Raw genomic sequence first — 16591 nt, 5'->3', positions numbered from 1 at the left:
AGTATATAATGATTTAAAAATAGTAAAAGCATAGAAATATTTTAAAACATACAAATTTAACAGAATCCCCTGAAAAGAAAAAAGATTATAGAATAAGGCTGCTTATTTTATTGACAAAACGGGTAATATCGCCCATTTACAAATACAAAAAGGGGCTGTCTCGGAAAGAGAACAGCCCCTTGGTGTATATCACAATTAACTATTTATCATTAACGTTGCAATTCAAGGTAGCCGGTGCGTGAAAACATCTGACTGTCTTGTTTGATTTGTAAATGATAGAAGTAAGTGCCTTGTGGCATCATATCACCGAAGTTGTTCAAGCGACCATTCCAACGGATTTCTTCGGCGTTTTTGCTGCGGTAGATGGTTCTACCCAATTGGTCGAAGATAGTGAGTTGAACGTCAGCGTTCGGATAAGCATTCAACAAGCCGTCAATAGTGAATTCATCGTTGATGGCATCACCATTTGGAGAAATACCATTAGGTACTTCCAATTCGTTGATAAGCGATCCGTTGTTGTTAGATTTTTCAGGAGAAGCTCCTTCAAAATTGTTGCAACCGCCTACTTGGATTTCTACGGTATAATTGAGTTGTTGTCCTTGTGCATTCATCAATGTAATAACCAATTCATCTAAGCCATTGTAACCAGGAACCGGCATGTAGCGGAAGCAGGTAGGACCTAAGATATTGATACTACAGTGATAAGCATTTTGAATGCTCGAAATTGAATAACCTGGTTGACAGATATTTAAGCAAATATTAATTGCTGTAAATTCTTCTGTACAGAACAATAAATCAGGTTGGCAATTTGGAGTAACATTGATAGTTACAGTAGCCTGGTCAGTGCCGCCATGTCCGTCACAAATGGTATAAGTGAAGGTATCTGTGCCACTGAAGCCGGTGTTCGGAGTATATACAAAGTGATTGCCCACTTGTTGTACAGTACCGTTTGCTGCCTGAGTAAAGCCGCAGATATAAATCAAATCGCCATTAGCATCTAAATCGTTATCCAATACATTGATAGTAACAGGTGTACCTTGTGGGGTAGTGCCGCTATCGTCATTGGCAACCGGAGGAGTATTGGTATTACCATCGCAGTTTTGAGATACAGTCATGTGATATACTACTGTACCACATACACCAGCAGCATTGCAAGCTGTTACGGTAATATCTACTTCACCTTCGAAGCCCGGAACCGGTGTGTAGCGGAAACATTCATCGCTCAACGGTTTGATGGTGCAATGACCATAAATAGTGTTGATTTCGGTGATGCTGTAGCCACTTTCAAATTCGCAGAACTCAGGGCATAATACGATAGGCTCCATAATACCTGTACACTCATATACAGCAGGGTTAATACAAGAAGAGCAATTAACAACAATGTTGATAATACCTACATCAGTACCGCCGTGTCCGTCACAAATGGTATAAGTGAATACATCTGGACCGGAATAGCCTTCTTCAGGAGTATAGATGAAGTTGTTGCCGTTTTGTACCAATGTACCGTGTTGTGGCGAGGAGTGGCTGCAAATAGTAAGTACATCGCCGTTAGGGTCGCTGTCGTTGCTCAAAGGACTGATAACGATAGCATCACAATCTGCAGTTACATTATCATTCACAGCTACAGGAGGCAGGTTGCAATTGCTTACTGCGATAGTAACTGTTGCCTGATCAGAACCTCCGTTGCCGTCGCATACGGTATAAGTAAACGAATCTGTGCCGGAGAAGTCACCATTTGGAACGTAGATAATATTATTGCCTGAAACAACCACAGTACCGTGTTGAGGATTGCTGTTGCCACAGATATACAATACATCACCGTCGCCGTCAGTATCGTTATTCAAAACCGGAATGCTTACTAACTCGCCGCAACTGGTAGTTGTGTTATCGTTATTGGCTACAGGAGGCAGGTTGCAATCGCCTATAGTAATTGTTACGGTAGCTTGATCAGATCCGCCGTCATTGTCACATACAGTATAAGTGAATGTATCAGTACCGCTAAAGCCATTATTAGGAATATAGCTGAATGTTTGATTCACTTGTTGAATCAAGGTACCATGAGCAGGATTGGTATATCCGCAAATGTGTAAAACATCACCATTCGGGTCGCTATCATTGCTTAATACAGGGATAGATGTTAATTCGCTGCAATCAGCAGTTACATTATCATTTACTGCATTAGGCTCATCGTTGCAAGTACCTACTGTAATATTTACAAATAATACTACACAATCACCGTTGGCAGAAGAAGCGTGAATAGTTACATAATCGCTGCCATATTGTTCTAAGCCGGGTAGCGGTGTATATAAAACACAACCATTTGGTAATACTTGAATAGAACATTGATATAAAGATTCTATATTATCAATGGTATAATTACCGGCAACACAATATTCAGGGCAAATAGTAACAGATTGCATAGGACCAGTGCAAATATCCATTTCACATACAGGCGGGTTGTCGCAGTTGCCCGATTGTGGTGTAATCACTGCATCGTCTTCATCATCTTCATCATCTACATTAGAGCTGCCATTATTATTACCCGGTGTGCTGTCAATATCATCTTCATTGGTGTTTTCCACTTCAGCGATATTCACAATCGGGCCACTAATACTTACTACTTGAGCCTGAATGTTCAAGCTTACGGGTTGATTAACTGCTAAGTTTCCAATTGTCCAAATACCGGTAGTGTTGTTATAGTTGCCATTAGAGCCTACAAAACTCAATCCGGCAGGGAGCATATCATACACTGTAACACCAGTAGCAGCATCAGGACCTTTGTTTACAACAGTAAGCGTATAAGTAATTACATCACCGTTGCTTACGATAGAAGCATTCACTGATTTGCTCAATTCTACATCAACAACAACAGGTTGCGGTTCGGGATTGATCACTGCATCGTCTTCGTCATCTTCGTCATCAACATCGGTGCTGCCGTTGTTGTTGCCCGGTGTGCTGTCAATATCGTCTTCGTTGGTGTTTTCCACCTCAGCGATATTTACGATAGAAGAAGTGATGTTGTTTACTTGTGCATAAATCTCTAAAGATTTAGGTTCATTCACGCCCAAGTTTCCAACAGACCAAATACCATTAGTGCTGTTATAGTTTCCATTAGAGCCGATAAAGCTCAATCCAGTAGGGAGCATATCATATACTGTAACACCGGTAGCAGCGTCAGGACCTTTGTTTACAACAGTACGTGTATAAGTACTTACATCACCGTTGCTTACAGTTGTAGTATTGACAGATTTAGTCAATTCAACGTCCACCATTGCAGGTTGCGGTTCAGGATTGATGAATGCATCATCTTCGTCATCTTCGTCATCAACATCGGTGCTGCCGTTGTTGTTGCCCGGAGTGCTGTCGATATCGTCTTCGTTGGTGTTTTCCACTTCAGCGATATTTACGATGGAAGAAGTGATGTTGTTTACTTGTGCATAAATCTCTAAAGATTTAGGTTCATTCACGCCCAAGTTTCCAACAGACCAAATACCGGTAGTGTTGTTATAGTTGCCGTTAGAGCCGATAAAGCTCAATCCGGCAGGGAGCATATCATATACTGTAACACCGGTAGCAGCGTCAGGACCTTTGTTTACAACAGTAAGTGTATAAGTAATTACATCACCATTGCTTACAGTTGTAGCATTGACAGATTTAGTCAATTCTACGTCCACCATTGCAGGTTGCGGTTCAGGATTGATGACTGCATCATCTTCATCATCTTCGTCATCAACATCGTTGCTGCCGTTGTTGTTGCCTGGTGTGCTGTCGATATCGTCTTCGTTGGTGTTTTCCACTTCGGCGATATTTACAATTGCACCTGTGATATTTGTTACTTCAGCATAGATTTCTAAAGATTTAGACTGATTGACAGCTAAACCGCCTACAGTCCAAATTCCGGTAGTGCTGTTATAGTTGCCATTAGAGCCGACAAAGCTCAATCCGGCAGGGAGCATATCATACACCGTAACACCAGTAGCAGCGTCAGGACCTTTGTTTACAACAGTAATAGTATAAGTAATTGCATCACCATTGCTTACAGTAGTTGCATTCACAGATTTAGTTAATTCCACATCAACTTGTGGGTCGGGTTGTGGTTCTGGATTAATTACAACACTGTCTTCATCATCTTGGTCGGTAGGACCGCCATTATTATCACCCGGCGTGCTGTCGATATCATCTTCGTTAGCAGTTTCTACTTCAGCGATATTCACAATCGGGCCACTAATAGCTGTTACCTGAGCTTGAATGTTCAAACTTATAGTTTGATTCACGGCTACATTGCCAATGGTCCAAATTCCGGTATTGCTATTATAAGAATTACTGCTTGCACTTACAAAACTCAATCCGGCAGGCAATACATCATATACACTTACTCCGGTAGCCGCACTTGGACCTTCGTTAGTAACTGTTAATGTGTAAGTAATGATATCACCAACAGATACGAGTGTTTGATTTACAGATTTGTTTAATTCCAAATCTACGAGTATCGGAAGCGGAGTAATCACTGCATCATCTTCATCATCATAATCGTCCACGTTCGGGTTGCCATTATTGTCACCCGGCGTGCTGTCGATATCGTCTTCATTGGTATTTTCCACTTCGGCGATATTTACAATTGCACCTGTGATATTTGTTACTTCAGCATAGATTTCCAAAGATTTAGACTGATTGACAGCTAAACCGCCTACAGTCCAAATGCCGGTAGTGCTGTTATAGTTGCCATTAGAGCCGACAAAGCTCAATCCGGCAGGAAGCATATCATACACCGTAACACCAGTAGCAGCGTCAGGACCTTTGTTTACAACAGTAATAGTATAAGTAATTGCATCACCATTGCTTACAGTAGTTGCATTAACAGATTTAGTTAATTCAACGTCCACCATTGCAGGTTGCGGCTCAGGAGTAATCACTGCATCATCTTCATCATCATAATCGTCCACGTTCGGGTTGCCATTATTGTCACCCGGCGTGCTGTCGATATCGTCTTCATTGGTATTTTCCACTTCAGCAATATTCACAATTGGACCATTGATAGCCATTACCTGTGCTTCAATATCCAATGTTACTTCTTGATTTACAGCTAAGTTGCCGATAGTCCAAATACCTGTATTCGGGTTATAGTTGTTGCTGCTGGCAGTGATGTATTGCAAACCTGCAGGAAGCATATCATACACCGTAACACCGGTAGCGGCATCAGGACCTTTATTGATAACAGAGAGGGTGTAAGTAATTACATCACCTACCTGAACTTCAGACTGATTGACAGATTTAGTTAATTCTACATCGACGATAGGTGTAAATGGAGTAACCACTGCATCATCTTCATCATCATAATCGTCCACGTTCGGGTTGCCATTGTTGTCGCCCGGCGTACTGTCGATATCGTCTTCGTTGGTATTTTCCACTTCAGCAATATTCACAATTGGACCATTGATAGCCATTACCTGTGCTTCAATATCCAATGTTACTTCTTGATTTACAGCTAAGTTGCCGATAGTCCAAATACCTGTATTCGGGTTATAGTTATTGCTGCTGGCAGTGATATATTGCAAACCAGCCGGAAGCATATCATACACCGTAACGCCGGTAGCGGCATCAGGACCTTTGTTGATAACAGAGAGGGTGTAAGTAATTACATCACCTACCTGAACTTCAGACTGATTGACAGACTTAGTCAATTCTACATCAACAATAGGAGCACCTGCAGGCACAATCACCGCATCATCTTCATCATCATAGTCGTCCACGTTCGGATTGCCATTGTTGTCGCTTGGATAGCTGTCAATATCAGTTTCGTTAGCTGTTTCAATTTCAGCAATATTCACAATCGGACCGTTGATAACGTTCACCTGAGCATAGATATCTAAGCTTACAGAACCGTTTACTGCTAAGTTACCGATAGTCCAAATACCTGTAGTTGGGTCATAGTTACCATCAGAACCTTCATAACTCAAACCGGCAGGCAACATATCATATACGCTTACACCTGTGGCTGCGTCAGGACCTTTATTCACAACGGTAATGGTATAGGTGATGATATCGCCTACTTCAACTTCGTAAGCATTTACTGATTTTACCAATTCCAAGTCAATAACAGGCTCTTCTTCAGGTACGATAATAGCATCATCTTCATCATCATAGTCGTCCACGTTTGGATTACCATTATTATCACCCGGATAGCTGTCAATGTCGGTTTCATTGGTTGTTTCAATTTCAGCAATATTTTTAGTAGGTCCGTTGATAGACAATACTTTTGCCTGAATATGCAAAGCTACTTGTTGATTAACACCTACATTGCCGATATACCAAATACCGGTAGAGGCAGTATAATCACCATCAGCTTCTATGAATTGTAAACCGGCAGGCAACATATCATAAACGCTTACACCGGTAGCGGCATCGGGTCCGTTATTCCAAACAGTGATGGTATAGGTAATAACATCACCTACACTTACAGTTTGTTGATTTACTTCTTTAGCTAATTCCAAATCTACTACAGGAGCAGCGTCAGGATAAATAACGGCACTGTCTTCGTCATCGTAATCATCTACATTAGGACTACCGTTGTTATCACCCGGAGTGCTATCTACGTCATTTTCATTAGTAGTTTCAACTTCAGCAATATTGATAATAGGTCCATTGATAGATTGAACAATCGCTTCAATATCAAGGGTTACATGCTGTCCTACTCCTAAGTTACCAATGTACCACAATCCGGTAGTCGGTACATAATCATCGCTGCTGGCACTTACATATTGAAGTCCGGCAGGCAACATATCATATACACTTACACCAGTAGCGGCATCAGGTCCGTTGTTCCATACCTCTATGGTATAGGTGATAGGTGTGCCTACGGTTACATTAGTTACATTAGAAGTTTTCAATAATTCAATATCTACCACAGGCATGTCAGGAATAATTACAGCATCATCTTCATCGTCATAATCATCAACATTTGGACTACCGTTATTATCGCCCGGTGTGCTGTCAATGTCGTCTTCATTGACGGTTTCAATTTCAGCAATATTCACGATTTGACCACTGATACTCAATACTTCTGCTTGAATACTTAAAGTAGCTACTTGGTTTACCGCTAAATTGCCGATATACCATATACCCGAATTGCTATCGTAGCTGCCATTAGAGAAAACAAATCCTAATCCGGCAGGTAACATATCATACACACTCACACCGGTAGCAGGCGAAGGACCTTTATTTACTACTGAAATAGTATAAGTGATAATATCACCCACTTTAACTTCGGTTTTGTTTACAGATTTGTTTAATTCCAAATCTACAACCGGAGCATTAGGTGGTAAAATAATGGCATCATCTTCATCATCATAATCATCAACATTCGGATTGCCGTTGTTATCACCCGGCGTACTGTCAATATCAGTTTCATTTACAGTTTCAATTTCGGCTATATTTACGATAGCTGTAGTAATATTACTTACTTGAGCATATATCTGTAAAGAAACAGTTTCATTAACACCTAAATTGCCAATAGTCCAAATACCTGTATTTTGATTATAGTTTCCGTTAGAACCAATATAAGTTAAACCATTAGGCAACATATCATATACACTTACACCAGTAGCAGGCGAAGGTCCTTTGTTGATAACTGAAATAGTATAAGTAATCATGTCACCATTAACAACTTGCACTTTATTTACTGATTTAGTTAATTCTAAATCAACCTGTGGTGCAGGATTCGGAGTAATGACAGCATCATCTTCATCATCATAATCATCAACATTTGGATTGTCATTATTATCACCCGGTGTACTGTCAATATCAGTTTCATTGGTGGTTTCAATTTCAGCAATATTCGTAATAGGACCATTAATAGCTGTAACTTGTGCATATATTTCTAAAGACACGCTTGCACCAGCAGCTAAAGTACCAATATTCCAAATTTTAGTCACATTGCTATATGCACCGTTTGAGCCTGTGTATTGTAAACCAGCAGGCAAGGCATCATAAACTGTTACTCCGGTGGCTGTATAATTGCCTTCGTTAGTTACAGTAATTGTATAAGTGATGGTTTGTCCTACGGATACAGTATTATCATCTACGGACTTAGTTAAAGCTAAATCCACTGGATGTTGTATGGGAATAAGCGCAGGGTCGTGGTCATCTTCGTCGGTAGCGGCAACAGAGTCACCGGACGTACCGGAACCATCACCATTGATGCTGTCATCGGAAGGCGACTCGGGATTACCCCCTGCATCGTTACCATTGGTGCTGTCAGGTGTGGAGTCCACATCAGTAACAGGGTTTCCGTTAGCATCGGTAGCGGCAGAGATTTCAGCAAAGTTGACAGAAGAAGAGCCAATGGCATTTGCATCGTCAAATTGCAAAGTAACCTGTACTGTCATAGCAGTACCTGCTGCGATAATGCCTGGAACAGCTAAAGAAGCCTGCGAAGCAGAAACGCTAGTCCAGTCGGCATCAGCCAGCGAGAAACCGGCAGGGATATAATCAGTGATAGTAACATTGGCAGCATCTAAATCACCTTGGTTAGAGATGGTGATGTCGAAAGTGACCAAATCGCCGACGGCCACGGCAGTAGGAGCCGGAGCAGCGAGGACTTTAGAGAGTGCCAAGTCAAAACCTGGAGTTACGAGCGGAATGAGGGCTGGGTCGTGGTCATCTTCGTCGGTAGCGGCAATAGAGTCACCGGACGTACCGGAACCATCACCATTGATGCTGTCATCGGAAGGCGACTCGGGATTACCCCCTGCGTCGTTACCATTGGTGCTGTCAGGCGTGGAGTCCACATCAGTAACAGGGTTTCCGTTAGCATCGGTAGCGGCAGAGATTTCAGCGAAGTTGACAGCACTACTCACGATAGCATCATATTGTAAAGTGATTTGTACGGTCATAGTAGCACCTGCTGCGATAATGCCTGGAACAGCTAAAGAAGCCTGCGAAGCAGAAACGCTAGTCCAGTCAGCATCAGCCAGCGAGAAGCCGGCAGGGATATAATCAGAGATAGTAACATTGGCAGCATCTAAATCACCTTGGTTAGAGATGGTGATGTCGAAAGTGACCAAATCACCGACGGCACGGCGGTAGGAGCCGAGCAGCGAGAGATTTAGAGAGTGCCAAGTCAAAACCTGGAGTTACGAGCGGAATGAGGGCTGGGTCGTGGTCATCTTCGTCGGTAGCGGCAACAGAGTCACCGACGTACCTGGAACCATCACCATTGATGCTGTCATCGGAAGGCGACTCAGGATTACCCCCTGCATCGTTACCATTGGTGCTGTCAGGCGTGGAGTCCACATCAGTAACAGGGTTGCCGTTAGCATCGGTAGCGGCAGAGATTTCAGCGAAGTTGACAGCACTGGTCACGATAGCATCATATTGCAAAGTGATTTGTACGGTCATAGTAGCACCTGCTGCGATAGTACCTGGAACAGCTAAAGAAGCCTGCGAAGCAGAAACGCTAGTCCAGTCAGCATCAGCCAGCGAGAAGCCGGCAGGGATATAATCAGAGATAGTAACATTGGCAGCATCTAAATCACCTTGGTTAGAGATGGTGATGTCGCAGTAGGAGCCGGAGCAGCGAGAGATTTAGAGAGTGCCAAGTCAAAGGTAGTGACGACAGGAATGAGGGCTGGGTCGTGGTCATCTTCGTCGGTAGCGGCAACAGAGTCACCGGACGTACCGGAACCATCACCATTGATGCTGTCATCGGAAGGCGACTCGGGATTACCCCCTGCATCGTTACCATTGGTGCTGTCAGGCGTGGAGTCCACATCAGTAACAGGGTTTCCGTTAGCATCGGTAGCGGCAGAGATTTCAGCAAAGTTGACAGAAGAAGAGCCAATGGTATTTGCATCGTCAAATTGCAAAGTAACCTGTACTGTCATAGCAGTACCTGCTGCGATAGTACCTGGAACAGCTAAAGAAGCCTGCGAAGCAGAAACGCTGGTCCAGTCGGCATCAGCCAGCGAGAAGCCGGCAGGGATATAATCAGTGATAGTAACATTGGCAGCATCTAAATCTCCTTTAGCTAGAGGTGATGTCGAAAGTGACCAAATCACCGACCGCCACGGCAGTAGGAGCCGGAGCAGCGAGAGATTTAGAGAGTGCCAAGTCAAAACCTGGAGTTACGAGCGGAATGAGGGCAGGGTCGTGGTCATCTTCGTCGGTAGCGGCAACAGAGTCACCGGACGTACCGGAACCATCACCATTGATGCTGTCATCGGAAGGCGACTCGGGGTTACCCCCTGCATCGTTACCATTGGTGCTGTCAGGTGTGGAGTCCACATCAGTAACAGGGTTTCCGTTAGCATCGGTAGCGGCAGAGATTTCAGCGAAGTTGACAGCACTGGTCACGATAGCATCATATTGCAAAGTGATTTGTACGGTCATAGTAGCACCTGCTGCGATAGTACCTGGAACAGCTAAAGAAGCCTGCGAAGCAAGAAACGCTAGTCCAGTCAGCATCAGCCAGCGAGAAGCCGGCAGGGATATAATCAGAGATAGTAACATTGGCAGCATCTAAATCACCTTGGTTAGAGATGGTGATGTCGAAAGTGACCAAATCACCGACGGCCACGGCAGTAGGAGCCGGAGCAGCGAGGACTTTAGAGAGTGCCAAGTCAAAACCTGGAGTTACGAGCGGAATGAGGGCTGGGTCGTGGTCATCTTCGTCGGTAGCGGCAACAGAGTCACCGGACGTGCCGGAACCATCACCATTGATGCTGTCATCGGAAGGCGACTCGGGGTTACCCCCTGCATCGTTACCATTGGTGCTGTCAGGTGTGGAGTCCACATCAGTAACAGGGTTTCCGTTAGCATCGGTAGCGGCAGAGATTTCAGCGAAGTTGACAGCACTACTCACGATCGCATCATATTGTAAAGTGATTTGTACGGTCATAGTAGCACCTGCTGCGATAATGCCTGGAACAGCTAAAGAAGCCTGCGAAGCAGAAACGCTAGTCCAGTCAGCATCAGCCAGCGAGAAGCCGGCAGGGATATAATCAGAGATAGTAACATTGGCAGCATCTAAATCACCTTGGTTAGAGATGGTGATGTCGAAAGTGACCAAATCACCGACGGCCACGGCAGTAGGAGCCGGAGCAGCGAGAGATTTAGAGAGTGCCAAGTCAAAGGTAGTGACGACAGGAATGAGGGCTGGGTCGTGGTCATCTTCGTCGGTAGCGGCAACAGAGTCACCGGACGTACCGGAACCATCACCATTGATGCTGTCATCGGAAGGCGACTCGGGGTTACCCCTGCATCGTTACCATTGGTGCTGTCAGGCGTGGAGTCCACATCAGTAACAGGGTTTCCGTTAGCATCGGTAGCGGCAGAGATTTCAGCAAAGTTGACAGAAGAAGAGCCAATGGCATTTGCATCGTCAAATTGCAAAGTAACCTGTACTGTCATAGCAGTACCTGCTGCGATAGTACCTGGAACATCAAAAGAAGCCTGCGAAGCAGAAACGCTGGTCCAGTCGGCATCTGCGAGGGAGAAACCGGCAGGGATATAATCGGTGATAGAGACATTGGCAGCATCTAAATCTCCTTGGTTAGAGATGGTGATGTCGAAAGTCACCAAATCGCCTACCGCCACAGCAGTAGGAGCCGGAGCAGCGAGGACTTTACAGAGTGCCAAGTCAAAAGTACAGGAATCAGATGCTTTCAAAATAGCCGGACAAAATAAATTAATGTCACAGCCGCTGGCATCTTTTGCTGTGTAGGTGTATTCACCTATATCACTGGTTGTTAGAGTGGACGAAGTACCTTCCGGAGACGGTACAGCAACTCCATCTTTATACCATTGATAGCTGCTTAATCCTGCTTGAGCAACTAAATCAACAGTATCTCCCGGGCAAATAAATTCCACTTTGCTGGGAGAACACTCGTCATAGGCGGCGGTTTTGGTAATTGTGCAGACAGCATCATTGGCAAATGAAGCCATTACATCTACATCGGTTGCTCCTGTAAGTTGAATACCCATAATGGTAAAACTTTCAAAGCCACTGTCATTAGATGTAAAAGGATACACATTACCTAATACTTCTACATTAATAGTACCACCGGGCCCATTGATGTAATTTACTTCTACAATCAGGTCATAAGTATTGCCCGGATCTGTAAAAGTACAGTTTGTGGGTTTTACGGATACAATGCCTATCGCGCAGGAAGCTTGGGCATGTAGTTCACCATAAAACCCCATCGTACTTAGCAGTACGATAGTGATCAAGGTAATTAATTGTTTCATACTACATTAAATAATGAAAAACTTTGTTATTAAAATTTATTTTAATTTTATTTTTTTACTATACAATATTCATGGCAAAATATATATCCCCAAAATTCATTCCAATTTTAAAAAATGGGACTATTAACGGACAAGACATGTAAAAAAATGAAATCTGTTCTATCAATAAAAAATAAAAGAGGTTTTATAATTCAATTTGATTGTCTTAAAGAGGCTTTAATATTAAAAATATTGTTTACTAAAATGTACATATATAAAAAAAAGGGCTGCCTAAAAGACAGCCCTTTTTTTATATGGTATTATAGATTAATAAACTTTACTCTATAACTAAAATACGTTTGACAAAAAATGTACTGTTTTGTAAACATAATGTATAAATTCCTTGCGGTAAATTTGATAATTCCAAACGTTGATGGGTTTGTGTGGCAGAATATCGAGTATTCAGTACAATTCGTCCGGTTAAATCATATAAATTTATTTCACAAGGTTCGTAGATAGGTGTTGTAAGGCTGATATTGATATAATCAGAGGCAGGAATAGGACTAAGGACAATTTCTACTAAATTGTTGCGTTGCAAAGCAATAATTTGAGAATATGCTTGTTCGTTTTCGGTAGAAATACTTAATAAACGATAATAATTTATTCCATTTTCTGTACTTTTATCCAAATATTCATACTCTTGTAAACTACTGCTGTTTCCTTTTCCTTGAATGATAGCAATAGTTTCAAAGTGGATTCCATCTTGAGAACGTTGCAACTCAAAATGTTTGTGATTGATCTCTTGAGCAGTTGTCCAAATCAAAAGATTTCCTTTTTCTTCTATGTTGCCTTCAAAACGAAGCAATTCCAGAGCGGTAGGCGGCAAACAGGTCACGGCATCATTGGCGACGGTGATGCTGCATTCTCCGTCAGAAATTAAAATATTATAACCGCTTGAAACCGCTGTCCGAAGAGCGTGATGATTTGAGCAAAACTTCCAGATACCGAGCCGAAGGCTTCATAATTACCACTGCCTTGATAGGAGGGCAAGCCGCCATTTACAACAAGAATAACATCGTATGTGCCTTCTTCGCTGTTGCATACTTCTTCTACTTCTGCACTCAACGGCAACAAGAATACGATTTCAGGTCCCAAAGCAATATCTGTGCAGGGGTGGTTCATCATTATATTACCGTTGGCATCGGCGGGTCCTGCAATTGCCGACAAATAATAAGGCTGATTGTAGGCACGCAAAGCGGGATTGAGGTTTTCAAAAGAGAAAGAGCCAGTGCTGTTCGTAGCTAAAACAGTTCCGAGCGAATTGTTGTTTTGGGTATGAATTACAAATATTTTTTTATCACTTTGGAGTAATTGTGCGCCGCTGTTTAAAGCAACGGTAACACCGCCATCGCATATCATCTGCGGACTCATTTGGAAACTACCTGCTTCAGTGATACATTTTTGACAGATAACTTCACCGGAAATTTGGCTGCTGCAAGCAGACTCATCGCTTACACTAATAAAATAAGTATCTCCATCTACATAATTGACATTGAAAGGAATACCCGCTGCTACCGTAAATCCTTCACTATTATAATCGCCTTCTACACTGAATAGGGCATTGTTGTCATAATTTGCTATACCGCCACTGATAACAAAAGTAGCCGTAGCGTGTCCGCTGATTTCCTCACATTCCCACGCTGTAATTTCGATTTGTATAGGAGTTAAAAATACTGCTCCGGCGGTATTGCTCACCGCAACACACTCCGATGAGCCGAGCGACTGACCGACAGGACTTACAAAAGCGGTTATATATACATTTTGATTGGCAGGTGCATTTTGTTGTGAAAACATACCTGTTGTATTGCTGGCATAAATAGTAAAATCTTCTGCTGAAAGGTCAGCATTGTAGCTGTTGTGCATTACATACGTCAGTTCGTAGCCGTCAGGAATATTGCTGCTGCTTAATTGTGTGGTTATGGTATCGCCTTGACATACATAATAGGTAGAAAGATTTAAAGTACCAATTGCGGGAGCTATCCAAGAAATAGCTGTTGTGTTGCTGGCAGATAAACAAGCCGAGTTGAAATTGATGCCGCCATTGCCATCACTATCGCCTACAAAAGCTGTTACATAACCTGTAGTATTAGGCGGCAAATTCCAACTGTTGAATTGCCCGTTGCTGCTGGAAGTATAAATAGTAAAACCATCTATATCAGTGTCACCTGTGGGGCTATTGTGCAATACATACACCAAAGCCGCACCTTCGGGAACGATACTACCTGTGGTTTGGGCGATAATGGCAGCATTGCTACAAGCCGGATTCGGAGCAACACTCAATGTTCCGGCTGCATATTCAGAGAATAAAACGGCAACGGTATTACTAAATGCCAAACATTCATCGGTCAGTACTACATTTCCGTTTGCATCAGCAGCACCCACCACAGCAGTAATATAAGCAGTTGTATTAATGGGAATTTGCGTATTGTCAAATGCTCCGTTATTATTGCTTGCATATATTGTAAAACCTTCCATATTGATATTTCCGTTGTAGCTGTTATGAAGAATATACATCAAAACTGCTCCTTGCGGCACTTGTGTTCCCTGAGCAGTAGCGGTTACTGTATTGCTGCAACTTCCGCCTTCAATATTGAGCCACCCTGCATTGTATTGTATAAAATAAACCGCTACAGTATTGCTTACCGACAGACATTCATCGCTTAAGTCCACACCGCCTTGTCCGTTGTTATTGCCTGCTACTGCTGTAATATAAAGCTCGCTGTTGGCAGGGGCAGCACCCAACGAAAATGAACCCGAAGTATTGTTACTATATATCATCAAATCATTTGCATTGAGGTCGCCGTTGGGATTGTTATGCAAATAATAAACAATCATATCATTATCATCTAATATTTGTCCGCTTACAGCAGCTTGTACGGTTTCCCAAGAGCAGGCAGGGCTGCCCGAAGCGGCAAGCATACCTACTTGTGTAATACAGGGTTGTTCGCTGATAACTGTTACGGTTACTTGTTGGCTGTAGTTACAAGTACCCAAATTGCTCGTAACAGTGTAGGTCGTTGTTTCGGTAGGAAAAGCCGTTGGGTTGGCGGTATTTGCTCCGAGTAAGGAGTTGGAGGGAGTCCAACTATAAGAGCCGCTGCCACCCGTCGCCGCCAGAGTAGCGGTTTCGCCCAAGTTAATCGTCACATTTCCTGAAACCGTTAGAGGAAGCTGGTCTTCTATGGTCAATTCGGCAGTTTGAACAATGGTAGAATCAGCGCAGGCAATTTCATTGCTTACGCTAATGCTCAATATTTCATTGCCTTCACTGGTATTATCTTCGAGTGTTTCAACATATAGTTCAATGCTGCTTTCGCCGGCAGGAATGGTAATCTGACCACTCAACTCCGCATAATCTATACCATTGGTTGCCGTTCCTGAAAGTTCATAAGGAACTGTTAACGGATAACTAATATCTCCTTCGCGGGAAAAAGTGATAATTCCATCAATACAACCTTCCACCGTATTGTCGTAGCCGTTGAGGGTGGTAAAAGTAGTGGTAGCAGATACACTCACCACCGGTACGCCCAAACTTTCGGCTTCTATAAATACCGAAGAGTCCAATACATTATCCAAAGCATCGGCAACTGCCAATTTTAAATGATAGGTTTGGCAGGGAATAACGGCTGCTTTTGCTTTGAGCGGAACTGTAAAACCATCTAACTGAACGGTGCTGTTAGGTCCCGGATTCGTCCCATCACCGTTATCAACATAATATTCGCTGTTTACGTCTGTATTTACATTGTTAATGGTAACAGGAGTATTGGTATTCGGAACAAGGGCGATATTGACATTATTATAATTTCCTCCCGTGGGGTTATCTCCGCTCAACAGCAAAGCAAAGGCATCATTGTAAGAGCCTACAAATTCCAAATACTCCTCCGAGCCGAATACATAATTAAAACGCAGTGTATCTCCATAAGGAATTACGTCAAATTCAAGTACGCAAGCATCATTGGTGTTGCCGCCCGAAATAATATCCAAATCGGGATCGCCGGGCGAGGGAGGAATTTGACCAGTAGCACCGCCTTGATTATTGGGGCTTGCCAACACATTAATTGCACCACTGGACAATACAATCCCCTGATCAATATTCAGGTTGGTATAAGTACCGTTAAAAGTGCCCGAAGCACCATCAGGGCAATTGAGTTCTATATTTGAAATCAATACACCCGCGCCCACTAAAGTCTGCGCCAACTCTTCGCCGGATACCCCACTTTGCAATTCCAACTGTGCGTGCAATTTGCCGCCTATCAACAGCAAACCGATACACAGCATTTTAAAAAAGTAATTGTTACAGTTCATAGTT

At 43.0% G+C, this 16591-nt stretch carries 8 protein-coding genes; all 8 read right to left on the bottom strand.

Annotated elements, in window-relative coordinates:
• Window positions 1-209: 209 nt before the first annotated feature.
• Complete coding sequence (locus IPL35_06280) at window positions 210-9122, bottom strand: DUF11 domain-containing protein (GenBank protein MBK8443030.1); 8913 nt, start codon at window positions 9120-9122, stop codon at window positions 210-212.
• The gene (locus IPL35_06275) at window positions 9064-9582 is read right to left on the bottom strand and encodes a hypothetical protein (GenBank protein ID MBK8443029.1); all 519 of its coding nucleotides are present in this window, start codon (window positions 9580-9582) and stop codon (window positions 9064-9066) included. The genes IPL35_06280 and IPL35_06275 overlap by 59 nt, the downstream gene beginning before the upstream one ends.
• Entirely contained in the window at window positions 9525-10055 is a 531-nt protein-coding gene (locus IPL35_06270; GenBank protein ID MBK8443028.1) for a hypothetical protein, read from the bottom strand. The genes IPL35_06275 and IPL35_06270 overlap by 58 nt, the downstream gene beginning before the upstream one ends.
• Window positions 10021-10386 carry a hypothetical protein gene (locus tag IPL35_06265; protein ID MBK8443027.1) on the bottom strand — a complete coding sequence of 122 codons (366 nt, stop codon included), beginning with the start codon at window positions 10384-10386 and terminating at the stop codon, window positions 10021-10023. Before IPL35_06265 ends, IPL35_06270 begins: the two co-directional genes overlap by 35 nt.
• The gene (locus IPL35_06260; GenBank protein MBK8443026.1) at window positions 10358-11080 is read right to left on the bottom strand and encodes a DUF11 domain-containing protein; all 723 of its coding nucleotides are present in this window, start codon (window positions 11078-11080) and stop codon (window positions 10358-10360) included. Before IPL35_06260 ends, IPL35_06265 begins: the two co-directional genes overlap by 29 nt.
• Complete coding sequence (locus IPL35_06255; protein ID MBK8443025.1) at window positions 11023-12243, bottom strand: DUF11 domain-containing protein; 1221 nt, start codon at window positions 12241-12243, stop codon at window positions 11023-11025. Before IPL35_06255 ends, IPL35_06260 begins: the two co-directional genes overlap by 58 nt.
• Before the next feature lie 316 nt (window positions 12244-12559).
• Window positions 12560-13108, bottom strand: coding sequence for a T9SS type A sorting domain-containing protein (locus IPL35_06250; GenBank protein ID MBK8443024.1), 549 nt, complete (start codon window positions 13106-13108; stop codon window positions 12560-12562).
• A gap of 50 nt (window positions 13109-13158) precedes the next feature.
• Window positions 13159-16587 carry a choice-of-anchor L domain-containing protein gene (locus IPL35_06245; protein MBK8443023.1) on the bottom strand — a complete coding sequence of 1143 codons (3429 nt, stop codon included), beginning with the start codon at window positions 16585-16587 and terminating at the stop codon, window positions 13159-13161.
• Window positions 16588-16591 lie beyond the last annotated feature (4 nt).

It is taken from the genome of Sphingobacteriales bacterium (assembly GCA_016711285.1).
Lineage (GTDB): Bacteria > Bacteroidota > Bacteroidia > Chitinophagales > UBA2359 > JADJTG01.
Note: the sequence above shows the minus strand (reverse complement) of the source record. Positions and strands in the feature narration are given on the sequence as shown.

Coding starts and splice junctions, on each gene's coding strand:
- IPL35_06265 (MBK8443027.1), bottom strand. CDS start 10,386: ATGACCGTACAAATCACTTTGCAATATGATGCTATCGTGACCAGTGCT.
- IPL35_06255 (MBK8443025.1), bottom strand. CDS start 12,243: ATGAAACAATTAATTACCTTGATCACTATCGTACTGCTAAGTACGATG.
- IPL35_06245 (MBK8443023.1), bottom strand. CDS start 16,587: ATGAACTGTAACAATTACTTTTTTAAAATGCTGTGTATCGGTTTGCTG.